Origin of the sequence: Haloferax sp. ATCC BAA-644, from assembly GCF_000336975.1 — an archaeon.
In the GTDB taxonomy this organism is placed as follows: Archaea; Halobacteriota; Halobacteria; order Halobacteriales; family Haloferacaceae; genus Haloferax; species Haloferax volcanii.
This window is the reverse complement of sequence record NZ_AOLF01000022.1, coordinates 26,987-51,343: the sequence shown is the minus strand read 5'-3', so window position 1 is coordinate 51,343 and position 24,357 is coordinate 26,987. Positions and strand designations below refer to the sequence as shown.

Sequence of the window (24,357 nt, the reverse complement as noted above, 5' to 3'; positions counted from 1 at the left end):
GCGTGGCATCAGTTCCGATTCTCGTCGGGTTCACAGTCGTCGGGGCGATTCTCGCGTGGAAGGGTGGCGACATGCTCGTGCAGGCCTCGGACCGGTTGGGCGCGTACTACGGACTCCCCGCCATCGTGCAGGGAGCTATCATCGCCGCCGTGGGGTCGAGCTTTCCCGAGCTATCGAGTATCGTCATCGCCACGCTCCGGTACCAGTCGTTCGACATCGGGGTCGGTGCGGTCGTCGGGTCGGCCGTCTACAACATCCTCATCATTCCGGCCGTGTCGGCGCTGGTCGGTGAGGGCCAGCGGCTCGCCTCGAACCGCGACTTAGTCTACAAGGAAGCGCAGTTCTACCTGCTTTCTATCGCCGTCCTCGTGCTCACGTTCTCGCTTGCGGTCATCTACCGCCCCGCCGCCGACACCGCGGGCCTCGACGGGTTCGTCACGCGCCCGCTGGCGTGCATCCCGCTCGGGCTGTACGGGCTGTATCTGTTCATGCAGTACCACGACACGCTGGAGCACCGCGCCGGGCTCACCGCCGTCGTCAACGGCGTGAACCCGAAACGCGAGTGGCTCGCGCTCGGCGGGTCGCTCGCGGTCATCCTCGTCGGAGCCGAACTGCTCGTCCGCGCGGCGGTCGGCCTCGGCGACGCCTTCGGCACGTCGCCGTTCCTCTGGGGGCTGACGGTCGTCGCCGCCGGCACGAGCCTGCCGGACACCTTCGTCAGCGTCGGAGCCGCTCGGCAGGGCAACGCGCCGATGAGCCTCGCCAACGTCTTCGGGAGCAACGTCTTCGCGCTCCTCGTCGCCCTCCCCGTCGGTATCCTCGTCGCCGGGGGCGCGGTCATCGCGTTCGAGGAGGTCGTTCCGATGATGAGCTTCCTCACGGGCGCGTCGGTCGTCTTCTTCGCCGTCCTCCGGACCGAGATGGCGCTGACGCGCGGCGAGGCGTACGTCCTCCTCGGAACCTACGCGCTGTTCGTCGCGTGGCTGGTCGCAGAGAGCCTCGGCGTGACGGGCGTTCTCGGCTGAGGCGACGCTCGGGAGTACTCACTCAGAAAACGGAAAACGGACTCGCCGCGGGAAGGGCAGTCGCGGCGAGCGAGGTTGATGATGACTGCACGCGCAGTCGGGGGTCGAGGGTCGGTCCGAATCCTGTTAGTCGCCGGGCGTGTTACCGCGCTGGTACCGGCCGACCATCTTCCACATCGCCGCGTCGAGGTCCTCGCCGTCGGCGGCGGACTCAATCTGGCGGTACAGGTGTTCGGAGACGTCGATGGTTGGCATCACCAACACGTATGGCGTGTACGGATTTAATACTACTGGGATACAGAACTGAGTAAATTTGCTCGGGAGGGACGGATGCGTAGCCACGGAACCGGGCGACAGCGCCGCCGCTCGGAGGTGTGAAACGGTTGGTGCCGAGCGAAACTCGGAGTGGAAGACGTGACAGAAGTCAGAGTGTTCGCTACTGCCGCGCCTGCCGGAGCGACGCACCGTCGAAGCGCTTCAACGCGAGTTCGCCCGCTTCGAGCGGGTCGACGGGCGTGTCGTGTTCGTCGTCCATGTGTTCCATCGCGAGAACACCGACGCTCTCGCGGGAGTCGGCCGTGGAGGTGTGGCCGCACCCGTACAGACAGGTGAGTTCGTATTCCATGTTATTCAGTACCACAATCTATTGCGTCATATAGCTTTCTCTGTATTCGTCCGTTCGACCAACTATGTGCCGGTGAATGCGGACAGACCTGTGTCAATAGACGCCTATTTGTGCGAAATAATTGAATAGTTGCGTCAGACATTTGTGATTCTATGTATTTGAATGGTCGTCGTTCGGGGGAGCCGAGGCTTCGTCGCTGATTCGTCCCGACGGCACGAACGACGGACCGAGCGTTCTCTCGGTCGGTGATATTCGCAGAAGTTGGGTGGCCGGGGAGTTTCAGCCCCTGACTCGCATCGGCAACGAAACGTTATCGATGGGAGTGGGCCAACGCGGATTTGAACCGCGGGCCTCCCGGTTATCAGCCGAGCGCTCAACCTGACTGAGCTATTGGCCCAGGTAAGCGCATTCACTCGTTGTGCGCTGTTGATTTTAAGACTTTCTTTTCGGAGGCGCGTTGGTGCGTGTTAGTGAATGTCGTCGCCGTCGGTCGATTGCGGGACTCGAAACGCGAGCCAATCGCGTGGCTACGCGCATGCGACCCGCAGACGAGAACGGATACGAGAGGAGAGCCGACCGTTACGTGGAGTCGTTGCCGTCGCGGTCGAACCGGTAGGAGTCGGGGTCGGCGTCGTAGACGCCGTCACCGCCGCTACTGCCGCTTCCGTCGGAACCGTTCCCCCCGCTCGGGCCGGGCGAGCCACCGGGGGCCCCGGGTCCGCCGGGGCCGAAGTCGCCCTGCGGGAAGCCGGTCGTCCAGACGTTGCCGGTGACGAAGCCGTCGGCGCGCTTGTCGAGGTAGGGCTTGACGACGAAGCGCTTGAGCACCTCGCGGATGGGGTACCGGGTCACCGGGATGGCGAGCAGGAAGCCGATGGTGTCGGTGACGAGCCCCGGCGTGAGGAGGAACGCGCCCGCGGCGATGAGCAGGCCGCCGTCCATGACCTCGTTCGTCGGGAGGTCGCCGCCGGCGAACTTCGACTGGAGGCTTCTGAGGGTGTGTCGCCCCTCGGCGCGGACGATGAGCATCCCGACGAGCCCGGTCAGGACGACGAGCGCGACGGTCGGCACGAGGTCGATGTACTGCGCGACGACCACGAGCAGCAACGCGTCGGAGAGGGGGATGAGGAGCAAGAGCGCCATCAGCGTGCGCGTTCGCATGGGCGACACTACCGGGTCGCGGCCCATAGCCCTTTTGTCCCGCCCGCGACGCGCCGGGTTCTCGAATCCGTCCGCGACGGTCGTCGAGGGGTTCGCGCGACCCGCGGACGGCGACCGGTCGTGCCACGAGGCCTCGAAGCGCTTACCCGCGTCCATCGCGGATGGGAGGACATGACCGACGAGACGCGCGTCGAATGGCGAGAGTGGGGTCCCGACGCGTTCGCCGAGGCGCGAGCGGCGGACAAGCCGATCTTGCTTTCGCTGTCGGCGACGTGGTGCGAGGACTGTCACGAGATGGACGCCGAGACGTACGCCGAACCGCGCATCGCGGCGAACCTCAACGACGGCTTCGTCCCGATTCGGGTGAACGTGGACCGTCAGCCGCGAATCCGCGAGCGGTACAACATGGGCGGCTTCCCCTCGACCGTCTTCCTCGCGCCCGACGGCCACCCCATCACGGGCGCGACGTTCATCGGCCCCGACGGCATGCGGCAGGTCATCGACCGCGTGCGCGAGGTGTGGGACAAGAAGGGCGCAGAGGCCGGGCGGCTCCCGCGGGCGCTGAGGGGCGACCTCCCGCCCGCGGGCGAGGTCTCGCCGCAAATCGAATCGCACCTCGCCGGACAGTTGGAAGTCGCCTTCGACGAGGCCCACGGCGGCTGGGGCGACGCCGCGAAGTTCCCGCTCCCGCGGACCGTCGAGTTCGCGCTGAAGCGCGACCGAAGCCGGGCGCTCCGGTCGCTCGACGCGATTCGAGACGGCCTGTACGACCCCGTCGAGGGCGGCTTCTTCCGCTACGCCGACGACGCCGCGTGGTCGAAGCCGAACCGCGAGAAGACGCTCGAATCGAACGCCGCGCTCCTGCGGGCGTTCGCCAACGGCTACCGCTACACCGGCGAGGACGCCTACCTCGACCCCGCTTCGGGGACCGCCGACTTCCTCGTCGACTCGCTGTGGACGGGCACCGGCTTCGCGGGGAGCATGGGCCCCGCCGCGGGGACGGACTACTACCTTCTCGGGGAGGAGGGCCGCGACAACGCCCCCGGCCCGCGGACAGACCTCACGGTGTACGCCGGCGGCAACGCCCTCGCCGCGGACGCGCTGTTGGTGCTGGCGGGGCTCACCGACGACGAGCGGGCCCGCGAGTTCGGCTCGCGCGCGCTCTCGCGGGTCGCAGGGGACCTCGTCGGCGACGGCGTCGTGACGCACTTCCGGTCCGGCGGCGACGCGGGCGAGGACCTCCTGCTCGAAGACCAAGCGCGGGTGGTCGCCGCGGCCTGCCGCGCCCGGCAGGTGCTCGGCGACGAAACGGTGGCGGGCGAACCGTTCCTCGACTTCGCCGCCGAGGTTGCCGACGCCGCCATCGACGAACTGTTCGACGAGGGGTCGTTCCTCGACGGCCCCGCGAGCGGCGAGGCGCTCCTGTCGTCGCCGCTGCGCCCGCTCGACGGGAACGTGGAGATGGCGAACGCGCTCGTCGACCTCGCGGCGCTCACGGACGACGAGCGCTACCGCGAGGTGGCACAGGAGACCATCGCCGCGTTCGCGGGCGCGTGGGACCGCATCGGCGTGCAGGTCGCCGCCTACGGAACCGCGGCGGCGCGGCTGCTCCGCGACCCGCTCGTGGTCGAACTCAACGACGGCGTCGGCTCCGACCTCCACCGGGCGGCGCTCCGCGTCGCGGACCACGAGGCGCTCGTGGTCCCGGATGCCGGTGCCGACGGTCTCTCGGCGGGGACCGCGCGCGTCAGCGCCGGCGAGACGGCGGTGGAGGCAACCACTCCCGAGGAGTTGATGGAGGCGGTCTCCACGGTGACGCCCGACGCCTGACCGCGACCCGCGGCAACCGCAGACGGGTGTAAACATCCGGTTTGTTTATCAAGGAGAAACGTGACGGACGGTGCATGACCAGTCTGCGAGACCTCGGGCTGTCCGAGTACGAGGCCCGAGCCTATCGCGCCCTCCTGCGGACGGGCGCGACGACGGCCAAGGAGTTATCCCGCGCCAGCGACGTGCCGATGGGCCGCGTCTACGACGTGCTGAACAGCCTCGAACAGTACCACCTCATCCGGAGTCAGGCGGCCAGCCGGCCGAAGAAGTACGTCGCCGTCGAACCCGACACGGCGCTCGACCGCCTGCTCGAATCGAAGCGCCAAGAGCTGGCCGAGAAGGCCGAGCAGTACGAGAACGTCGTCGCCGAGCTGACCGACGAACTCGACGCCGCCGAGCCGGTTCACGACCAGTTCTGGACGGCCGCGGTCGGTGCGGACGAGACAATCGACCTGCTCGTGGAGCGACTCGCGGCGGCCGACGACTCGCTCGTGATGGTCGCCGGGACGCCCTCGCCGCAGTTCGACCTCGACGCCGTCGGCGACCTCGTCGTGGACGAACTGGAGGCCGCGCTCGACCGCGGGGTCGACGTGTCGATGCTCATGTCGCCGGGGCTCGTCGACAGCCTGCCCGAGAGCGTCGGCCAGAGCTACATGGACCGGCTGTCGAGCAGGTCGAACTTCCGCGCGCGCACCGCGGAGAACGTCACGGGCGTGTTCAACCTCATCGACGACGTGGAGGTCTGTATCGAGGTGCCGAATCCCCTCAACCCCGGACAGGCGTTCGCGATGATAGACCTGAAAGACCCCGAGTTCGCCGCCGACCTCCGAGCGACGTTCGACCCGCGCTGGGAGGAAGCGGCACCGCTCCCGTTGTAGCGGCTCGCGGCGGTACAGAATCGAGGCTCGAAAAGCGGGCGTCTCGGGCGTCGAGGGCGTTCAGGCGTCGAGTTCGTCGCGGAGCTGTCCCAGCGTCACCTCGCGCTCGGCGTGGGCGTTGTGCTGGTGAATCGACTCGTCGTTCGACTGTTTCATGTGGACCACCGCGTCGTCCCCGAGGTGGTCGAGCGCGTCGATGGACAGCTCGGCCATCGAGCGGACGCAGTCCTCGACGAACTTCGCGTTGGCGTGGGCGTGGTAGGTCATGTGGTCCTCGTCGGGGCGCTTTGCGAGGTTGTAGATACGCGCCGACATCGAGTCGCGGGCGATGTCGATGAGGTCCATGAGGTCGACCTCCGGCGAGCCCTCGGTCTCGACGGTGAGCGTGGCGTGGCCGCGCTGGGAGTGACCCGGCTGGGGGACCTTGTCGAGGAACTCCTCGATGGTGTCGTCGTCGACGGCGAGGTCCTGCAACACGTCGCGGGCGCGGGAGGCGGACATGCCCTGCGAGCAGGGACAGACGGTCATGCCGACCACTTCCGCGCCGATTTCCTCGCGGGTTCCCTCGTCGGTCGCGGTGGCGCTGGCGATAATCTGTGCGGTGCTCTGGGTGGAGAGGCCGCTGGCGGGGGTGTCCTCGCGGACGACGAGTTCGGCGGTCATGCTGACCTCGGCGGTCGTCGTGTACTCGTGTTTGGCGAGGAGGCGCTCGGCGGCGTCGCCGCACATGTCCTCGACGCGGTAGGCCGGCTCGGAGACGGCGGCTTCGAGGACCTCGTCGATGACCTGCATATTTCGGCTCATGTCGATGCCCTTGCGGCCGCCGGGGAGGTCGACGAACACTTCGAACTCCGCCATCAAGACGAGGGGTCGCTTCCCGTCGCGGGCGATCTTGACGAGCTTCTCGACGCCCGTGACGCCGACCTGGCTCAGCCCGACGGTCACGTCCGGCTGGGAGGCCTGTACGTCAGGCAACTGGTGACTCATCGAGGAGTAAAAAGTGCCGTTGCTGATTAGTGCTTTCGATAGGGGAACGGAATCGCGGCCGAACGCGCCGCTGTGTTCCGACTAGGGCCAGTCGTCGCGCCCCTCGGCCTCGAAGGGGTCGGCGGGGGCGTCGTCGTCGCCGGCGAGCACCCACTCGGCGGCCTCGGCGGCGTCCTCGACCGGGAGGTACTCCCAGCCGGTTTCTTCGGCCACCGCGCGGTCCTCGTCGGACGTGCCGATGAAGACGTGCCGGTCGGTGTCGAACTGGCGCATCACGTTTTCGAGGCTCTCTTCGACGCCGCGCGGTCCGGAGAAGAAGTCCTGCCGGATGCGCTCTTTCCGGGTGAAGTTCGTCACGACGTAGGTCGGCTTCTCGCTCACCACGCCGATGTACTTCGTCCACGTTCGCGCGTCCGAAAACGCCGCGTTCGGGTCGCCGAGCTGTTTGAGCGCGGAGAGTTCGAACGCGAGCGTCATCGTTCCTTGGCCGCCACCTGTTGCCATACCCGGCGATAGGCGGCGACGCGTGGAAAACGACTTCGGTCCCGGCCGTCCGCGAGCGGGGGACCGCCGGCTCGGCGGCGACCGGGACGGGGGGCGAACGCGAGCAACGGGGCGGCGCAGAGAACTTACTTGACGCGAACGTAGTCGGTGAACACCACGATGTCGCCCCGCGAGAGCCGCGAGGTGGTCGTGTCGATGTCGAGCGTGCCGGCGGGGGTCGCGGTCGCGAGCGCGCGCTGGGTCCGCTCGCTCAGCTCGTCGAAGTGATGGACGCGCACGCCGGGCGGTACGTCAGAGACGGGTGCGACGGTCGGCGGTGCGGTGGCGTCTGGAGAAGACGGCGGCTGTCCGTCTTTAGATGACATATGGTAACACACATCATACGCGGAGATAAATGTTTGGCCGTTGGGGCGTCGGACGACGAGGGACGGGACGAGACGGGACAAGACGAGACAAGACGAGACGAACTGGCGGCGGTGAGTGCGCCGGACGAAAGAGAGCCAAAGCGGGAGCGAGCGAACCGCGAGCCGCGGGCGGCGCGCGAGCCCGGACCGGCGGGACACGCGCAGACGCGGCTGGCCGGGTGAAAACAGCGGGAGCGATGTCCCGGGTTACTGTTCGGCCGCCGCGCCTTCGAGGTCGTCGAGCTGGAACTCCTGTTTCACGAGGATTTCCTTTTGGCCGCTCACGTCGACCTGTTCGCGCATGAGCTTCTTGTACTTCGTCTGCGGCGAGAGGTCGCCGATGAGGACGCCGCCGACGATTTTGCCGTCCTTGATGGCGAGCCGCCGCCACTCGGTGTCGGAGTACTTGGCCTCGACGTGGTCGTCGCCGAGCGTCGGGTGGCCGAAGGAGAGGAACGGGAAGTCGAAGTGGGTGATGGAGTACGACGAGACCCAGCGGAACTCCTCGGAGCCGTAGTCGACCATGTTCTTGGCCGCGATGGTGCCCTGCTCTTTGGCGGAGCCCCACGCACCGTTCTGGGCGCGGTCACCGAGGATGAGGTCGTGGAACTCGGTGATGTCACCGGCCGCGAAGATGTCCTCGTCGTTCGTCCGCATGAACTCGTCCGTGTAGATGCCGTTGTCGTACTCGATGTCGGTGCCGCCGAGAATCTCCGTGTTGAAGTTCAGGCCGATGGCGATGCCGACGAAGTCGGCGTCGTAGCGGTCGCCGTTGGGGTCGACGGCGGTCGTGACGCGGTCGTTCTCGTCGACCTCGAAGTGGTCGACGCCGGAGTCGAAGACGGGTTCGACGTTGCGCTCGCGGAGCGCCTCGTGGATGATTTCCGCGCCCTCCTCGGAGAGCGCGTAGCGCCACCACGCCTTGCCGCGCATGAGGTACTTGCCCTCGACCTCCTGGGCGGCCGTGATGGCCGCGAGGTCGATGCCGAGCAGGCCCGCGCCGATGACGACGGAGTTGTCCGCGCCCTCGATGTGCTCTTTGATGTCCCGGGCGTCCTGGAACGTCCAGAAGTGGTGGATGCCCTCGGCGTCGGAGTTCTCGACGGGCAGTTGGGTCGGGGTGCCGCCGACGGCGAGGAGGAGTTTGTCGTAGTCGTACTCGGTGCCGTCGTGGGCGGTGACGGTGTGGCCCTCGGGGTCGATGTCCGTGACGAGCGTGTCGAGTTCGAGGTCCACGTCGCGGTCGTCGTACCACGACTCGTCGTGGATGGAGATGGGGGCCTCGGGCAGTTTGCCCTTGGCGAATTCCTTGATGAGAATGCGGTTGTACAGCGGTTCGCCCTCGTCCGTGATGATGGTGATGTCGGCGTCGGGTTCCTCTTCGCGGAGTGTCTCAGCCGCTGAGGCCCCGGCGATACCGTCGCCGACGATCACGTACGATTGGCTCATGACCCGACGTTTGTATTCGGGGTTAATGTGGATTGCTATCTCCCTCATGATTGTTTTGCAGGCGGAACTCGGGGCGAGATGGCGAGACGGGAGCCGAATCGCGGGCGTTGCTTCGACTCACCGAGTCACTCGGTGAAGCCGCCGTCGGCGGCAGCGGGGCACTCCGACGGTCCCGACGCCGCGTCCTCTGATAGTCCCGACGCCGCGTCGTCGTCGCCACGAGCGAGTGCGTCGCGGGCGAGGCCGCGAACGCCGCTGGCAGCGACGACGCCGACGGCCCCGCGAACGACGGCGATGCCGACTGCGAAGCCGAGCGGCCAGCCCAAGAACAGCGCCACGAGACCGAGACCGGGCGCGAGCGGGGCGACGAGCGTCGCGACTGCGGTGGCCGCGACGACGCCGAGGACCGCCGCGACCGCGACGAGCGCCGTCTCTGAGAGCGTTCTGAGCCGGCTCGAGACCGTCTCTCGTACGTCGCCGCGGCCGAGATGAGTATCGTCGAACACGGTCGTTCTCCTCGTGTGGAGAGACGACCGTCGACACCAGAATAGTAATCTTAATTACAGTTCTGTAAGCGGGTTTACCGTAGCGCACTTATGAAATTCGCTCGACAGGTTCGACCGCGGAGTCGACGACCGACAGGTCGCCGTCGAGCTCGACGACGAGCGCCTCGTCGTCCGCGTCGATGCGGACGCGGATGCGCCACGGCTCCTCGGAGACGACGGTGAGCGCCTCGTCTCCGACGACCCACGGGAACCGCCAGAACGGCGTCCCGCACACGTCTCTGCCCCGCGAGGAGAGGAAGCCGAGGACCGCCGATTCGTCGAGTAGGACCAGTCCCACGGGCGAGACGGCCTCGTAGCCGCACTGGGCGCAGCGGTGAGTGACGACCACCTCGAGGTCGAACGGGTCGGCGTCGCGGGACAGCGCGGTGCTCGTCGTTCCGCCGCACTCCGGACAGACGCCGTCGGCGGCGAGACAGTGGAGGTGTCGCACGCGCTGGTCGAACGCCGACAGGAGCGCCTCCGACGAGCGGCCTTCGAGACCGCCGGGCGGGAACTCCTCGTGAGCGTGGACCCGAGCGCAGTCGGCACAGGAGATGGTGAGTTTCTCGTCGCCGTAGTCGGCTTCGAGCGAGCCGCCGCAGGCGACACAGGAGCCGGGGGCCGGAAAGGCGGGGAGGACGGGGTCCTCGTTGAACGTCCCCGCGAGCACGGCGCGGACGACCTTCTCGCCGGCGTGCCGGAAGTCGTAGCCGTCGTCGGTCTTGCGGACGAACTGGCCCCGGAGCTTTCCGAGGTGGTAGTTGAAGCGCGCGCTGTCGTCGACGCCGACCCGTCGGCGGAGCTCGGAGAAGGTGATGGGGCGGTCGGGTGACTCCCAGAGCGCTTCGAGGATGGTGAGTCGAGTCTCGTCGGCGACGATGCCGAACGCTTCGGCCGGCGAGATGCAGTCGTCGCAGTCGAGGACCGAGTCCTCGCGGGCGGATACGGAGTCGCTCATACCACCCTCATTCGGGCGAGTCGCATTAAATCACCTCGTCAAATCTCGTTCGGGAGCTTCGCGGGCCGCGACGGGGTCGGTCCGTCTCGCTCGGGGCGAACGCGCCGTCGTCCCCGGAGACGTGGTCTTTACGTGTATTCGACCCGAAGCGAACGACGAAATGAAGATTCGCCAGAACATCCGCCACTTCGCGACGAAAAAGGCGCTCACCATGCCGGTCATCGGCGACATCGCCACCGAGAAGATGGTGGACCTCCACGTTCGCATCTTCAGCGAGCGCGCGGACCCCGACCGCCGAGACGAGCGCGAGGACCACATGGCGGCGTTCTTCGAGTGCACCTTCGACACCTACCTCGCGGCGCTCGACGCCGGCTTCCCCGAGGCCGAGGCCCGCGAGATAACCCACGTCCAGGCCAACTTCGACTTCTACAACCACGGCTGGACCGAGATGATGGAGATTCCGGTCGACGAAATCGAGGCACACTACGAGCGCTACGAGGAGTTCTTCGAGCGCCACGGCATCGACATCGCAGAGCCGCTCGGCGAGTTCCGCACCATCGATATCCCCGACGCGCCCGCGACGCTGGACAAACTCGACGACCCGGACCACCCCCACGCGGAGGGCGGCTTCGCCGACGACGTGTACGTCGAAGACGACTCCGGCGAGGTTGGCGTCGGCGGGGCCGACGAACCAGAGGACGTGGACGTGTCGGCCGCGCCGGGGATGCAGGACGTCGACCGCACGGACGAGAAGACCGCCTAACAGAGGCCGCGCGAAGTCGGGTCCGGCTCAGTCGTCGGTCGGCACGGCGGGGCCGACATCGACGACGCTGTTTTTCCACGTCCCGCGGGTGAACCACGCGAAGGCGAGCAGCGCCACCCCGACGTTCGAGAAGGCGATGCCGTACCAGATGCCGGTCGGGCCCATCGAGAAGAACTCCACGAGCACGAACGCCGCGGGGATGCGAAGCACCCACAGCGAGATGAGCGAGAACACCATCGCCGTCCGGGTCGAGCCGCTGCCGCGGAACCCGCCGTTGACGACGTTGAACGCCCCGAGGAACAGGAACGTCGGGCCGATGATGCGGAGGTAGTCGACGCCGATGGCGATGACCGCCGGCTCGCCGGGGATGAACACCGCGACGATGGGTTCGGCGAACAGGTAGGCGGCGGCGGAGACGAACACCAGCGCGGTGACGATGATGCCGACGCCCCAGAACACGGCGTGTTCGGCGCGCTCGGCCTGGTCAGCGCCGAGGTTCTGGCCGACGACCGTCGAGGTCCCCTGCGCGAGGCCGATGGCCGGCAGGAACACCAGCGAGTTGAGGCGGTTGCCGATACCGAACGCGGCGACCGCGGTCTCGGTGCTGGCTCCGCCGGCGTTGACGGCGGCGTAGGCGACGAGCGCCGTGAGGGCGGTCACGCCGAGCGCGCGGGTCGATTGCTCGATGCTCGACGGCGCGCCGATGCGGACGATGCGCTCGACCATCTCGCGCTCCGGAATCAGGTCGCGCGGCGAGAGGCTGATGCCGACCCGGCCCGACAGCAGGAGCCAGAAGCCGACGAGCGCGCCGACGCCGCGGGAGAACACCGTGGCGATGGCCGCGCCCTGCACGCCGAAGCCCGTGAATCCGGTGGCGGCGAACAGCGACTGGCCGAGGCCTTCGAGGCCGAGGAGGCCGAATATCGGGTTCGCGTTGAACCCGAGGATGAGGAACGGGTCGAGAAAGACGTTGATGACGACGCCGAGCCCCATCAGGTACATCGGCGTCTTGGTGTCGCCCCACCCGCGGAGCAGCGCCTGGAAGATGAAGAAGCCGAACATGAACGCGACGCCGAGGAAGATGGTGCGCGTGTACTCGACCGCCAACTGGTGGACTTCGGTGCCGGGCGTCGTCCCGATGAGCGGGAGCAGTATCGGCGTCAACAGATAGCCGATGACCGCGAACCCGGCCGAGAGCAGGATGACGAACCCGAGGGTCTGGCCGGCGGCGTGGTCGACTTCGTCGTGGTTGCCCGCGCCCTTGTTCTGGGCGACGAGGACCGTCCCCGCGACGGTGAACCCGCCGCCGAACGAAATCATGAGGAAGACGAGCGGCCACGAAAACGACAGCGCCGAGACGGCCTCGGAGCCGACGCGCCCGACCCAGAAGGTGTCGGCGAGGTTGTACGCGACCTGCATAATCTGCGAGAAGACGAGCGGGAGCGACAGCACCAACATCGGCTTGACGAGGTCGCCGTCGACGAGGTTGACGTCCTTGGCCTTCGCGCTCATTCGTCACCCCCCTCGCGAACGAGGTTCTCGACGACGAACTCGTCGAGCGCGGCGCGGACCTCGGTCGGCGCATCGAAGGCGGACTGACTCGCCGTCTCGGTTCCCGAGGGGTCGGTCACGGCGACGCGCTGGAGGCGCGCACCGTCGAGCGCGGCGAAGAGAAGCGACGCGGTTCGGTCGGCGTCGACCTCGCGGAAATCCCCCTTCTCGACGCCCTCGCGGATGATGTCGGCGAGGCGGCGGCGGATGACCGCCTCGTTGCGGGCGACCCGCTCGCGGTAGGGCTCGACGTAGGGGGCCTGCGTCCGCAGTTCGTTGAGGGCCAGTCCGAAGCGGTCGTAGTCGCCGTCGTAGTCGCCGTCCGGGACCATCTTATCGAGGAGGACCCGGAGCCGCGTCTCGGGGGCGTCGCCCTCCGTCGCGGCGACCCGCGCCTCGAAGCGGTCGAACAGGTAGTCGAGAAAGGCGACGAGCAGTTCCTGTTTCGTCCCGTAGTGGTAGTGGAGGAGGGACTTGCTTTTTCCGGCCTCGTCTGCGATTCGTTGCATCGTCAGGTCCGCGTAGCCGTGGGCGCACAGCGCCCGGTAGGTCGCGGCCATCAGTTCCTCGTGGACCTCGTCGGGGACCGACTGGTCCGGCGTTTCGTCTGCACTCACTAACTGACTAGTCAGTCAGCGGCTTAAAAAGCAGTTGCGAACGGGAAACGGATTGCCGGTAAGCGTGCGACTAAGCGGCACGAGATACCGTCGCACGTCACGGCGACAAACCGCGCTGAAACGGCTTCGAAAACGGCGCTGTGACGGCTACTGGCTGCGGTCGATTCGGTCCGCGACCTCGTAGCCGGCGACGATACCGCCGTTCAGCGACCGCTCGGGGTACTGTGCCTCCGACGCCATCCCCGCGTAGTAGACGCCCTCGGCCACGTCGCCGCCGAGGTCGTACGGGACCACGAGGTCGAGATAGCCGCGTTCGTACACCGGGCCGGCGCGGGGGTTACGAGCGATTTTGAACTCCTCGACCGCCGACCGGTCGAAGTCGGGGAACATCTCCTCGATTTCGTCGAACCACGCGTCTTCGACCTCCTCGTCGCTCATCTGCCAGAGCTCTTCGTGCGGTCCCTGTACGTAGCTCGCGACGTACAGCAGGTGGTCGCCGCCGTAGCGCTCTTTCGGCACGAAGTTCGTGTGCTCGATGAGCGACCCGAACGGCGCGTCGTGGGCGATGTTGAGCCAGTAGGTGTCCATCAGCGACTCCGACATGGTCGCCAGCCCGCAGACCGCCCCTTGGAAGTCGATATCACAGGGGAAGCCCGTGAGCTCTTCGAGCACGTTCGGCATCGTCGCCACGACGACCGACTCGACCTCGTGGGTCTCGGTCCCGTCGTCCGTCTCGACGGTCAGCGTCGAGACCGCCTCGCCGTCGGTGTCGAGTTCCGTCACGCGCGCGCCGGTCTCGATGTGCTCGCGGCCGACCGCCTCGACCAGCGCGTCGATGAAGGGCGAAAAGCCGCCGTCGAAGTAGCCGAGTTTCTCGCCGCGCAGTAGGTCGCGCTCGCCGCGGAAGCGCACGCGCCCGAGGAACCACGACGCCGACACGTCGTGTTTGCGCTCACCGAACTTGCCGTCCAAAAGCGGGTCGACGAAGTTGTCGTAGACGCCGCGGGTCGTGTGCTCGACGACGAACTCCTCGATTGGGGTGTGCTCGTACTCCGCGAGCTCCTCGTAGGCGTCGAAGTCGGGGATACCCCCGCGCACGTCGACGCCGAGGGTGAGCATGCCGAGGCGGAACTTGTCGTAGAGGCTCATGTGGGGGTACGCGGCGATTTGCCACGCGGTGTCCAGCGGGTGGACGACGCCGTCGACGTAGTAGGCGTTCTTGCCGATGCGCCACTCCAAGTCGTCTTCGAGGCCGAGTTCCGCGGCGAGTTCGACGATGGTTTCTTCGGACTTCGAGAGGTGGTGGTAGAACTTCTCGATGTCGTCGCCGTTCGTCTCGTAGGTCGCTGCGAGGCCGCCGAGGGAGTCGGCCGCCTCGAAGACTCGAACGTCGTGACCCCGATTCTGGAGTCGGTACGCCGCGGCGAGGCCCGCGATGCCGCCGCCGACGATGCCTATCATGCCCCGAGGTTCGGCGTGGGGTGGAAAGTCCTTTCTGATTGGCCGGTTCCGGGGCCGACGGTGGGAGTTTTAACCCCTGTCGATAGAAAGCGGGGCATGCACGGCGCTCCGTACTGGCAAACGACGCCGTACACGATTCCCATCGGAATCGGTGCGCTCCTCTTTGTCGTTCTCGCCGCCTACCTCTTCCGCCGCCGGACGGAGCGCCGCCTCGTTCCCGGCGCGACCCTCGGCGCGCTCCTGTTGGTCGCGTCCGGGCTCTGGATGGGGACGTACGCGCTCGAACTCTCCGTGACCGACTTCTCGACGAAGGTGCTGTTGAACCAGCTCGGCTACGTCGGCATCGCGCCGCTGCCCCTCCTGTGGTTCGCGTACGTGACGCGCCACGCCGGCGTGGACCTGCGCTCGCGGGTCGCGTGGGCCGCACTCGGGTCCGTGCCGGTCGCCGTCGTCGCGCTCGTGCTGACGAACCCGTGGCACGGGCTCATCTGGACCGACCTCTGGGTCGACGCCGACCACGGCTACGCCGTCCTCGTCAACGAACACGGCGTCGCGTTCGACGGCTTCATCGCCTACGCCTACGCGCTCATCCTGCTCGGGTGCGGCGTCCTCGGCCGAACGCTCCTGCGGGCCGACGGCATCTACCGGAAGCAGACGCTCGCGCTCCTCGGCGGCGGTCTGGTCCCGGCCGTCGGCGGCGTCGTCTGCGTCGCCGGACTGAGTCCGGCCCCCGGTCTCGACCTCACCGTGTTGGCCTTCTCCGTCACTTCGGCCGCCGTCGCGTGGAGCGTCTTCCACCACCGGCTGTTCACACTCGTCCCCGTCGCGTGGGAATCGGCCGTCGAGTCGATGCACGACGCCGCGCTCGTCCTCGACGGCGCGGGGCGCGTCATCGACGTCAACCCCGCGGGCGAGCGGTTCCTCTCGCTCCCCCTCTCGGACGCCTACGGGCAGTCCGTCGCGCGCGTCCTCCCCACGGAACTGGTCGACGCGTTGGGCGGCGTTCCGACCGCTGGGTCGGAGGCGGAGGCGACCCTCACGACGGAGGACGGCGAGCGCACCCTCCTCGTCGAGACGACGCCGCTGGGCGACGAGTCCGACATGTCGGGGTCGCTCGTGCTCGTCCGCGACGTGACCGAACGGGTCGAACGCGAGCGACGGCTCGAACGCCAGAACGAGCGGCTCGACGAGTTCGCGTCGGTCGTCTCCCACGACCTGCGGAACCCGCTTACCGTCGCCCGCGGCTATCTCGAACTGGCGGCCGAGACCGGCGACGCGGAGTACTTCGAGCGAATCGAAAACGCCCACGACCGGATGGAGACCATCATCGAGGACCTCCTCACGCTGGCGCGGCAGGGCGAGACGCTCACGAACGTGACGCCGGTCGCCCTCCGAACGGTCGCACAGGAGGCGTGGGACGGCACGGTCGTCGGCGACGCGACCCTCGACGTTCGGGTCGACCGGACTATCGCGGCCGACCGCGGCCGCCTCCGACAACTGCTCGAAAACCTGTTTCGGAACGCTGTCGAACACGGTTCTCCGGGCAACCAGACTGCGTCTGGTGACGCTGTCGAACACGGTTCCACAGGCAGTCGGGATACTCCCGACGACGCCGTCGAACACGCCTCCGACGGCGGCTCGCTCACTGTCGTCGTCGCGGGAGTCGACGACGGCTTCACCGTCGAAGACGACGGCTCCGGCATCCCCGAGGCGGAGCGCGCCGACGTGTTCGAGCGGGGGTACACGACCCACGAAAACGGGACGGGCTTCGGCCTGCCCATCGTCAAGACGGTCGCGGACGCCCACGGCTGGTCGGTCGAACTCACCGAGTCCGACGCCGGCGGGGCGCGGTTCGAGTTCACCGGCGTCGAGACCGAACCCGAGCCCGCGAACGCGGAACAGTCGACAAACGACTGAGGGGTCGGTTGCGACGTTCGCCACATTTTTATCTGCGATAAGGCAACAGCGGGGCATGGTTACGGTCCGCGCACCCGCCACGAGCGCCAACCTCGGAAGTGGGTTCGATGTCTTCGGCGTGGCTCTCGACCGCCCCGCCGACATCGTGCACGTCGAACGGGCGGACCGGACAACAATCGAAGTGACCGGCGTCGGCAGCCAGTACATCCCGACCGACCCCGACCGGAACGTCGTCGGCGCGGTCGCGGAGGCGCTCGACGCCCCCGCGCACATCCGCATCGACAAGGGCGTCCGCCCGTCGTCCGGCCTCGGGTCGTCGGCGGCGAGCTCGGCCGCCGCCGCGGTCGCGCTGAACGAACTGTACGACCGCGGCCTCTCCCGGGAGGAACTCGTCCCCGTCGCCGCCGAGGGCGAGGCCGTCGTCTCCGGCGAGGCCCACGCCGACAACGTCGCGCCCGCGCTCCTCGGCGGCTTCACCGTCGCGACCGACGAGGGCGTCACGACCGTCGACGCCGACATCCCGCTCGTCGCCTGCCTCCCCGAAATCGCCGTCTCGACCCGCGACGCCCGCCGCGTCGTCCCGAGCGACGCCAGCATCGAGGACATGGTCCACACGGTCGGCCGGGCGGCGACCCTCGCGGTCGGGATGTGCCGCCGCGACGCCGACCTCGTCGGCGCGGGGATGGACGACCGCGTCGTCACGCCCGCGCGGGCGGAACTCATCAACGGCTACCACGAAGTCCGCGAGGCCGCCCTCGACGCGGGCGCGTCCGGCGTCACCGTCTCCGGTGCCGGCCCGTCGGTCCTCGGCGTCTGCCAAGCCGCCGACCGCACCCGCGTCGCCGGCGCGATGCTCGAAGCGTTCGACGAGGCCGACGTGGCCGCCCGCGCCTACAAGACGCGGGTCGGTCGCGGGGCCGAAGTATTCGAATACTGAGTGGTACAGAGAGAACCACTCGCACACTCGTATCTCGCCTTTTCTCGCGTCTGAGTCACTGTAACGCGTTGTCGCGGCCGGTGGTAACACGATTCCGAGAAGACTTTTCTCACTATCGCGATATATTTGAATATGGACCGAGCACTCGTCGTCGTCTCCCCCGAAGAACGGTCGCAGCGAATCCTCCGCGAGGCAGGCGAACTCGCCGCCGGCAGCGGCGCTGAACTCGTCGTCCTCACGGTTCTCCCGGACGAGGAGTTCGAGCGGACCCGCTCGGCGCTCGCCAGCGTCGGCTCCTCGGACGTGGTGTACGGCATCGACCAGGCTATCGAATCGGCCACCCGCCGCGCCAAGGGCGTCGCCCGCGAGGCGTTCGAGGGGCTGGACCTCGACTACCGCATCGTCGCGGACATCGGCCCCGAGGCCGACACCATCTTAGAGACGGCCCGCTGGGAAGGCTGTGACCACCTCTTTATCGCCGGTCGCCGCCGCTCGCCCGCCGGAAAGCTCATCTCCCGGGACATGACGCAGTCGGTCATGCTCAACTTCGACGGCCCGGTCACCGTCCTCCTCGGCGAGGCGTCGTCCGACGACGCGAAGGGGAACGAAAAGGGGAAGTCGAGACTCCTCGCCTGAAGCAGGCGGCGTACCGAGACAAAAGTCGAATCGAAAACCGAGGCGGTGAGTCAGTCGGCGGCCGCCGGATATCGCCGCGTTAGACGCCGCGGCCCTGAAGTTTGTCCTCGTCGGCCATGCCGACGTTCGCCTCGCCCTTCATGCCCTTGCCGATGCCGGCGGCGATGTCGGCGAGCGTGTCCGGGTCGTCCCAGTTGTTGACGGCCTCGACGATGGCCTCGCCCATCTGTTCGGGGTCCTCCGCGCCGAAGATGCCGGAGCCGACGAAGATGCCGTCGCACTCGTGGTACATCATGAGCGCGGCGTCGGCGGGCGTGGCGATGCCGCCGGCCGCGAAGTTGACGACCGGCAGGCGACCCATCTCCGCCGTCTCGTGGACGAGTTCGGCGGGCGCTTCGTGCTCGCGGGCCCACTTCTCGCGCTCGTCGAAGTTGAGGCCGGTCAGCGACCGAATCTGGTGTTTGATGGTGCGCTGGTGGGTGACGGCCTGGTTCACGTCGCCCGTGCCGGCCTCGCCCTTGGTGCGAATCATCGCCGCGCCCTCGTTGATGCGACGGAGCGCCTCGGGGAGGTTACGCGCGCCGCAGACGAACGGCGAGGTGAACTCGCGCTTGTCGATGTGGTAGTCGTTGTCCGCGGGGGTGAGAACCTCGCTTTCGTCTATCATGTCGACGCCGATGGACTCGAGAATCTGCGCCTCGGTGTAGTGGCCGATGCGGGCCTTGCCCATCACCGGGATGGAGACGGCGTCGATAATCTCCGTGACCGTCTCGGGGTCGGCCATCCGGGAGACCCCGCCGCGCTTGCGGATGTCCGCCGGGACGGCTTCGAGCGCCATGACGGCGACCGCGCCGGCCTCTTCCGCGATTTTCGCTTGCTCTGCGTTTACGACGTCCATGATGACGCCGCCCTTCTGCATCTGGGCGAACCCGCGCTTGACGAGTTCGGTCCCGCGCCGAAGCTCCTCCAGGTCGGTCTCCTCTGGCATATCGGTCGCTTGCGACTGGGTTCACTTAAGCGGTCGCTTCCGCCCGCCAACCGTTCGCATTCCGCACAGGTCGTGTTTCGCGGTGGGCGGGTCGGGGTGTCGTGATTCTGTTGAACTACTCAGCTTTTGACAGATGTTGCGTGCAACACTCAGAGGGGTGAATTTATCAGCATGTTTTTGTCAACTGGGTTTAAAGAGTGAGAGAATGAACTCTGAAGATTTTCTGAACACCGTTTCTGAGACTGGGTCGATGGCGGTGATTATCTATACTATTGCGTTCCTGTTGGCTGTTACTGCGAGCATTGTTGGTGTCAGCATAAACCCAGTCCTACTCATCGTGGGTGCGCTGATGCTCGTCTTTGTTGGAATTGCGTACCAATCATATCGAGGATCTTCTGAGTGATGCGCGCCCTGTATTCAGCACGGACTCAACCAACTATCAGCGACTGAGGACTTCAACAGCGCCGCGGGCGTAATCCCCGCCCGCCGACACCGGCCGCAGTCACCGAGACCGGCATCACTTTTGCATCCCCCCGCTTCGGCGTGGGTATGGACGCGGTGACCCGACTGCGCCGACTGTTCGACGACGACGGCCTCCCGACGGGGACCGACCTGCCGCGGTGGCTCGCACCCCTGCCGGAGTGGCTGGAGAACTTCGGTCTCAACGTCGCGTGGCTCGTGGTCGTCATCAACCTCGTCGGGACCGCCTTCGGCTTCTGGTACTACGGCTACCAGTTCAGCATCGAACCGGTCGTGATGTGGCCGCTCGTCCCCGACAGCCCCGTCGCCACGCTGTTCATCGCGCTGTCGCTCGCGCTCTGGAAACTCGGGCGCTCGAACGAGTACGTCAACGCCCTCGCCTTCTTCGGTTGTCTCAAACTCGGCCTGTGGACGCCGTACGTCCTCCTCGCCTTCAAAAGCGACTTCTCGTACCTCCACTGGCCGATGTACAACTTCCTCTTTTGGAGTCACCTCGCCATGGTCGTCGAGGCCTTCCTCATCCAGCGGTACGCCGAGTTCCCGTCTCTCGCCGTCCTCGTCGCGGTCGGCTGGTACGCCCTCAACGACCTCGTGGACTACTTCGTTCCCATCGTGGGCACGCCGCACCACACGCTCATCCCGGCCGAGCCGGTCGTCGACGGCGTCGTCCAGCACGTCTCGCCCGCCCACGAGTACGCCGCGGCGGGCGCGGTCCTCCTAACCGTCGCGGCGACGTTCCTCGCGCTCGCGACGCGTGTCGCAAAGCTCGAACGGGGCGGCATCGACTGACCGGGAACCGACGCGCTACCGACTGACTCGGACGTAGCCTTTTGTCCCGCCGCCCCTAACCGACGAGCTATGCGCCTCTTCGACCGCGTGGCCGACCTGCCGGTGACCGTCGAGTCCGTCTCCCGCGACCGCTTCGAGAGCGACACGTCGAGCGGCTTTCTCCGCAAGACGACGGTGTTCTCGCTCGCCGGCGACGGCGCGGTCGGCCGCGGCGAGGACGTGACCTACGACACGGAAGACCACGACGCTCTCGCGGACGCCCCCGAAGACGCTTTCGACCTCGTCGGGAGCTACGATTCCTTCGCCGCCTTCTCCGCGGCGCTCGACGGCGTGGACCTGTTTCCGACGAAAGCCCCCGAGCGCGAGACGGCCGAACACTACCGGCGCTGGGCGCTCGAATCCGCCGGCCTCGACCTCGCGCTCCGGCAGGCCGACACCGACCTCGCGTCCGCCGTCGACCGCGAGCGCGACCCGGTTCGGTTCGTGGCGAGCACCCGCCTCGGCAACCCGCCGTCGGCCGACCGCGTCGAACTGCTCCTCGACCGCGACCCCGACTGCGAGTTCAAACTCGACCCGACAACTGACTGGGACGATGAGCTCGTGGCATCGCTCGCCGCCCACGACCGCGTCCGCATCCTCGACCTCAAAGGCTTCTACGAGGGGACCGACGTGGACCAAGCCCCAGACCCGGAACTGTACGAGCGCATCCTGTCGGGGTTCCCCGATGCGGTCGTCGAGGACCCGGCGTTCACCGACGAGACGCGCCCGCTGTTCGACGGCCACGAGGGTCGCGTCTCGTGGGACGCCCCGATTACCGGCGTCGAATCCGTCGAGCGCCTCCCGTTCGAGCCGTCGTGGCTGAACGTCAAGCCCTCGCGGTTCGGCACGGTCGAGTCGCTGTTCGACACCATCGAGTACGCCGACGAGCGCGGGATGTCGCTGTACGGCGGCGGCCAGTTCGAACTCGACGCGGGCCGCGACCACATCCAACTGCTCGCATCGGTGTTCTATCCCGACGGCCCGAACGACGTGGCCCCCCGCGAGTACAACCTCCCCGACCCGCCGGCGGACCTGCCGACGAGTCCGCTCGTACCGTCGGCTGACCCGTCCGGGCTGGAGTTCTGACACCGCGACTCGGCCGGAGAAAAAACGACGACCGCCCGCCGCCTACTCGTCGCTGTCGGCGTGGGCGCGGACCCACAGTTCACCGATGCGGGAGAGGCGCGTCCGGTAGGACTTCCCGCGTTCTTCCTGTTCGATGTAGCCCTTGCCGCCGGGGCCGAGGCGGTCGACGTTGTAGATGACCTTCGACCGGAAGGAGTCGGTGTACTCCTCGTTCATCTCGCGGGCGAGCGCCTCCGCGAGTTCGGAGACCGAGCCGAACTCGCCGTGTTCACCGAGTTTGAACAGGATGACCTCCTCGAACGGCTTGACGTTGGAGAAGGAGGCCACCGGGAGTTCGACGATGTGGCGGCCGTCTATCTGCTTCGCGCCGATGGTCGTCCCGCGCTCGTCGAACTCCGACAGCAGGTCGGAGGTGGCGTCGAGGCGCTCGCGGATGCGGTCGGCGTCGATTTCGCCCGATTCGAGGAGGTCCTGGAGAAGGGCGCGCTCGGTCCGCAGCTCCTCTGCGAGTTCGGTTTCGAGGTACTTCTCGGGGGCCGTGTAGTACGTGTGGATGCGCTCGCGATCGGCCTGTCGCTCGACCATGATGGAGTGGGCGGCGGTGGCGAAGGCAAAGGAGACCGGCCGGGGCATCGCGCTCACGTTGACCCACACCTCGCCGGGTTCGTCGTCGTCGCCGCGGAGTTCGTCGTCGGCGTCGAGTTCGGCGTTGATGAGGTCGTACGCCTGCTCGAACGCCGCGTCGTAGTCGTACACGTCGTCGACGATGACGCGTTCGGTCTCCGCGCCGAGGAGGTTCTCGAAGTCCTGTTCGAGCTTTCCCGAGAGGTTCCGCGAGTACTCGACGTTCGCCTCGCTCCCGACGGCCCCTTCGAGGAGGATGACGCGGTCCACGTCCAACTGATCGCGGATGAGCGGCGCGATGAGTCGGTCGTAGTCGAAGCCGACGGGAACGATGTGGGTCTGCATACGTGGTACGTGTGCGGGGTTGGTTATGAATCCGACCAACTGACCCGACCGTCACGCACCGTCCCACACCGCGCGACCCCACCGCTCCCACGCCAGCCACGCGACCACGCCGCCGACGAACGCGACGCCGAGGTTCACCGCGACGCCGACGACGCCGATGGCGACCACGAGGGGGTAGCCGTCCGCGCGGGAGAGACTGGTCAGACTCGTCCGCGCCAGTTGCAGGCCGATAATCGCGAGGATGACGCCGAGCATGGCGACCGGGTAGGCGGCGACCACGTCCGCGGCGAACAGGGCGACGACGACGTAGCCGACGCCGAGAATCACGTTCGCGCCGGCGGTCCGCGCGCCGAAGGCGTACTTGCCGGCGACGCCGCCGCTGCCGTGGCACATCGGAAACCCGCCGAGAGGGACCGCAAGAAGGTTCATCGCGCCCATGCTGGTGGCGAGTTCGTCGGCCGAAACGTCGCGGTCGAAGTAGTCCGCGAGCAGGACCGACGTGGCGAGCGCGGCGTTGCCGACGGTCATCGCCAACTGGGCGACCGCGGCCTCAGCGACGGCAAACGAGAGGTTGTCGAGCGAGAACAAACCGGCGTCGCGGACCGACGGGACGGCGAGCGACAGCTGGCCCACGTCGGAAAAAGCGACCGCGCCGCCGACCGCGAGGACGGCGAGGGCGCTCACGTTCGAGCGTCTGGTGAGGAGGGCGACGACGGCGACGGCGACCGCGAGGCCGGCGAGCGGGAGGTCGCCCGCGCCGAGTTCGAGGCCGGTCGAGAGGAGGACGAGCGCGACGCCGAACTGGACGCCGCGGACGACCGGTGCGCCGATGTAGCGACTCACGCGCCCGAGCGAGCGGGTGCGACCGATGGCGAGGAGAACGACGCCGAGGCCGAACCCGGCGAGGAGCGCTTCGCCGGTCGTGACCGTCTCCGCGAGGACGAGCGCGGCCAGCGCCTTCATCGGTTCGACCGACAGCGGGGCCGCGTAGTACAGTCCCCAGACGACCTGAAACACGCCGAACCAGACGAGCACGACGGCCAGCGAGAGGTCGGTCAGGTGGGCGACGGCGACGACGATGGGGAGGACCGTAACCGAATCTCCGACCGCGCCGGTGAACTCGTGCCACTCGAAGTCCACCGCGAGTTCGTCGCCGTACGGGAAGGAAACGCCCATCGAGATGGGGATTCCGCGTCGACGGGGAAATGCATTTGCGTAATCGCCAGCCCAAACTGTCGTCGGTGGAAGAAACCGAATTAGGTTACGCACATCCGCGGCCGAATCCTGCGCTCACTCGAACGTCGAGAGGTCGAAGTGGACGCCGCCGCGGAGGTAATCGACGCCCATGAACAGCATCACGGGGGCGAGCAAGAGTGCGGACACTCCACCGAAGAGGGCGTCGCCGCGGGCGTCGAGGACGGACGAGAGGCCGTTCACGAGTATTGCCAACCCGAAGCAGACGTAACCCGCGCCCGCGACGACGTGCCATCCGAGGGTCGTCGACCCAAGAGCGACCGATTCGCGGAGTCCCGAGACGACCAATAGCACGCCGGCGGCCGCGAACAGCGCGACCCGGGCGAACGAAAGCGGGTGCGCGAGCACGCCGAGAAGCGCGAGGCCGCCCGCGATGAGTAGGTCGAACACCCCGACGACGGCGAGGAATCGGCGGTCCATGTGCGCCGGTCTCGGCGCGGAGATGTAAAACTAGCCACAGCTCTGCGGCCGACCGGCGGCAAGCCCGCCGGAGCCGCCAGCCGC

The 24,357-nt window shown here is 67.5% G+C and carries 26 protein-coding genes and 1 tRNA gene; 10 read left to right on the top strand and 17 right to left on the bottom strand.

What is annotated here, in order from left to right; all coding sequences use genetic code 11:
- The first annotated feature begins 2 nt into the window (after positions 1-2).
- The gene (locus C458_RS10370; protein WP_008575496.1) at positions 3-1,025 is read left to right on the top strand and encodes a sodium:calcium antiporter; all 1,023 of its coding nucleotides are present in this window, start codon (positions 3-5) and stop codon (positions 1,023-1,025) included.
- 126 nt (positions 1,026-1,151) lie between these two features.
- Here the strand turns inward: C458_RS10370 and C458_RS18805 are convergent, their stop codons facing one another.
- The 4 genes from C458_RS18805 to C458_RS10355 form a co-directional block, all read right to left on the bottom strand.
- On the bottom strand, positions 1,152-1,280 hold the full coding sequence (locus tag C458_RS18805) for a hypothetical protein (RefSeq protein ID WP_004042243.1): 129 nt from the start codon (positions 1,278-1,280) through the stop codon (positions 1,152-1,154).
- Positions 1,281-1,461: 181 nt separating this feature from the next.
- Positions 1,462-1,650 (bottom strand): hypothetical protein, encoded by a 189-nt coding sequence (locus C458_RS10365; RefSeq protein WP_004042242.1) that lies wholly within the window; start codon positions 1,648-1,650, stop codon positions 1,462-1,464.
- Between the two features lie 323 nt (positions 1,651-1,973).
- Positions 1,974-2,047, bottom strand: a tRNA-Ile gene (locus tag C458_RS10360).
- Between the two features lie 182 nt (positions 2,048-2,229).
- Entirely contained in the window at positions 2,230-2,811 is a 582-nt protein-coding gene (locus C458_RS10355) for an FxsA family protein (RefSeq protein ID WP_192815236.1), read from the bottom strand.
- A 171-nt stretch (positions 2,812-2,982) separates the two neighbouring features.
- Here C458_RS10355 and C458_RS10350 point away from each other — a divergent pair, with 171 nt between their 5' ends.
- The gene (locus tag C458_RS10350; RefSeq protein WP_008575492.1) at positions 2,983-4,641 is read left to right on the top strand and encodes a DUF255 domain-containing protein; all 1,659 of its coding nucleotides are present in this window, start codon (positions 2,983-2,985) and stop codon (positions 4,639-4,641) included.
- A gap of 74 nt (positions 4,642-4,715) precedes the next feature.
- Positions 4,716-5,519, top strand: coding sequence for a TrmB family transcriptional regulator (locus C458_RS10345; RefSeq protein WP_004062611.1), 804 nt, complete (start codon positions 4,716-4,718; stop codon positions 5,517-5,519).
- 60 nt (positions 5,520-5,579) lie between these two features.
- Here the strand turns inward: C458_RS10345 and mptA are convergent, their stop codons facing one another.
- The 6 genes from mptA to C458_RS10320 all read right to left on the bottom strand — a co-directional run bounded on the left by mptA (position 5,580) and on the right by C458_RS10320 (position 10,366).
- Entirely contained in the window at positions 5,580-6,506 is a 927-nt protein-coding gene (gene mptA, locus C458_RS10340) for a GTP cyclohydrolase MptA (RefSeq protein WP_008575490.1), read from the bottom strand.
- An 81-nt stretch (positions 6,507-6,587) separates the two neighbouring features.
- The gene (locus tag C458_RS10335; protein WP_004042237.1) at positions 6,588-6,983 is read right to left on the bottom strand and encodes a hypothetical protein; all 396 of its coding nucleotides are present in this window, start codon (positions 6,981-6,983) and stop codon (positions 6,588-6,590) included.
- 152 nt (positions 6,984-7,135) lie between these two features.
- Positions 7,136-7,375: a hypothetical protein gene (locus C458_RS18135; protein ID WP_144858646.1), complete on the bottom strand. Its 240-nt coding sequence runs from the start codon at positions 7,373-7,375 to the stop codon at positions 7,136-7,138.
- A gap of 246 nt (positions 7,376-7,621) precedes the next feature.
- A complete protein-coding gene (locus C458_RS10330) occupies positions 7,622-8,863 on the bottom strand; it encodes an NAD(P)/FAD-dependent oxidoreductase (protein ID WP_008575487.1) in 1,242 nt (413 codons plus the stop codon).
- Between the two features lie 125 nt (positions 8,864-8,988).
- Positions 8,989-9,369: a hypothetical protein gene (locus C458_RS10325; RefSeq protein WP_008575485.1), complete on the bottom strand. Its 381-nt coding sequence runs from the start codon at positions 9,367-9,369 to the stop codon at positions 8,989-8,991.
- A gap of 88 nt (positions 9,370-9,457) precedes the next feature.
- Positions 9,458-10,366, bottom strand: a complete 909-nt coding sequence (locus tag C458_RS10320) for a winged helix-turn-helix domain-containing protein (RefSeq protein WP_008575483.1) — start codon at positions 10,364-10,366, stop codon at positions 9,458-9,460.
- Between the two features lie 121 nt (positions 10,367-10,487).
- Between C458_RS10320 and C458_RS10315 the strand changes: the two genes are divergently transcribed.
- Positions 10,488-11,129, top strand: a complete 642-nt coding sequence (locus tag C458_RS10315; RefSeq protein WP_008575482.1) for a DUF6149 family protein — start codon at positions 10,488-10,490, stop codon at positions 11,127-11,129.
- Positions 11,130-11,156: 27 nt separating this feature from the next.
- Here the strand turns inward: C458_RS10315 and C458_RS10310 are convergent, their stop codons facing one another.
- From C458_RS10310 to C458_RS10300, 3 genes are all read right to left on the bottom strand, one after another.
- Entirely contained in the window at positions 11,157-12,641 is a 1,485-nt protein-coding gene (locus tag C458_RS10310) for an MATE family efflux transporter (protein WP_008575480.1), read from the bottom strand.
- Positions 12,638-13,297 carry a TetR/AcrR family transcriptional regulator gene (locus tag C458_RS10305; protein WP_008575478.1) on the bottom strand — a complete coding sequence of 220 codons (660 nt, stop codon included), beginning with the start codon at positions 13,295-13,297 and terminating at the stop codon, positions 12,638-12,640. Before C458_RS10305 ends, C458_RS10310 begins: the two co-directional genes overlap by 4 nt.
- A 147-nt stretch (positions 13,298-13,444) precedes the next feature.
- Entirely contained in the window at positions 13,445-14,758 is a 1,314-nt protein-coding gene (locus tag C458_RS10300; RefSeq protein ID WP_008575472.1) for an NAD(P)/FAD-dependent oxidoreductase, read from the bottom strand.
- A gap of 96 nt (positions 14,759-14,854) precedes the next feature.
- Between C458_RS10300 and C458_RS10295 the strand changes: the two genes are divergently transcribed.
- From C458_RS10295 to C458_RS10285, 3 genes are all read left to right on the top strand, one after another.
- Positions 14,855-16,675, top strand: coding sequence for a histidine kinase N-terminal 7TM domain-containing protein (locus C458_RS10295; protein ID WP_008575471.1), 1,821 nt, complete (start codon positions 14,855-14,857; stop codon positions 16,673-16,675).
- Between the two features lie 55 nt (positions 16,676-16,730).
- On the top strand, positions 16,731-17,612 hold the full coding sequence (locus tag C458_RS10290) for a homoserine kinase (protein WP_008575470.1): 882 nt from the start codon (positions 16,731-16,733) through the stop codon (positions 17,610-17,612).
- A gap of 132 nt (positions 17,613-17,744) precedes the next feature.
- On the top strand, positions 17,745-18,248 hold the full coding sequence (locus C458_RS10285; RefSeq protein WP_008575469.1) for a universal stress protein: 504 nt from the start codon (positions 17,745-17,747) through the stop codon (positions 18,246-18,248).
- 79 nt (positions 18,249-18,327) lie between these two features.
- On the opposite strand, the gene pdxS is transcribed toward C458_RS10285, so the two are convergent.
- Entirely contained in the window at positions 18,328-19,236 is a 909-nt protein-coding gene (gene pdxS / locus C458_RS10280; RefSeq protein WP_008575467.1) for a pyridoxal 5'-phosphate synthase lyase subunit PdxS, read from the bottom strand.
- Between the two features lie 205 nt (positions 19,237-19,441).
- On the opposite strand from pdxS, the gene C458_RS10275 reads away from it, so the two are divergent.
- The 3 genes from C458_RS10275 (at position 19,442) to C458_RS10265 (ending at position 21,630) form a co-directional block, all read left to right on the top strand.
- Positions 19,442-19,639, top strand: a complete 198-nt coding sequence (locus C458_RS10275; RefSeq protein WP_049896749.1) for a hypothetical protein — start codon at positions 19,442-19,444, stop codon at positions 19,637-19,639.
- A gap of 146 nt (positions 19,640-19,785) precedes the next feature.
- Entirely contained in the window at positions 19,786-20,505 is a 720-nt protein-coding gene (locus C458_RS10270) for a DUF1405 domain-containing protein (protein WP_008575465.1), read from the top strand.
- 69 nt (positions 20,506-20,574) lie between these two features.
- The gene (locus tag C458_RS10265; protein WP_008575463.1) at positions 20,575-21,630 is read left to right on the top strand and encodes a hypothetical protein; all 1,056 of its coding nucleotides are present in this window, start codon (positions 20,575-20,577) and stop codon (positions 21,628-21,630) included.
- Positions 21,631-21,672: 42 nt separating this feature from the next.
- Here the strand turns inward: C458_RS10265 and C458_RS10260 are convergent, their stop codons facing one another.
- The 3 genes from C458_RS10260 to C458_RS10250 all read right to left on the bottom strand — a co-directional run bounded on the left by C458_RS10260 (position 21,673) and on the right by C458_RS10250 (position 24,273).
- On the bottom strand, positions 21,673-22,599 hold the full coding sequence (locus C458_RS10260; protein WP_008575460.1) for a DUF6293 family protein: 927 nt from the start codon (positions 22,597-22,599) through the stop codon (positions 21,673-21,675).
- Positions 22,600-22,650: 51 nt separating this feature from the next.
- A complete protein-coding gene (locus C458_RS10255) occupies positions 22,651-23,775 on the bottom strand; it encodes a putative sulfate/molybdate transporter (protein ID WP_008575458.1) in 1,125 nt (374 codons plus the stop codon).
- Positions 23,776-23,889: 114 nt separating this feature from the next.
- Positions 23,890-24,273 (bottom strand): hypothetical protein, encoded by a 384-nt coding sequence (locus tag C458_RS10250; protein ID WP_008575456.1) that lies wholly within the window; start codon positions 24,271-24,273, stop codon positions 23,890-23,892.
- Between the last annotated feature and the right edge of the window lie 84 nt (positions 24,274-24,357).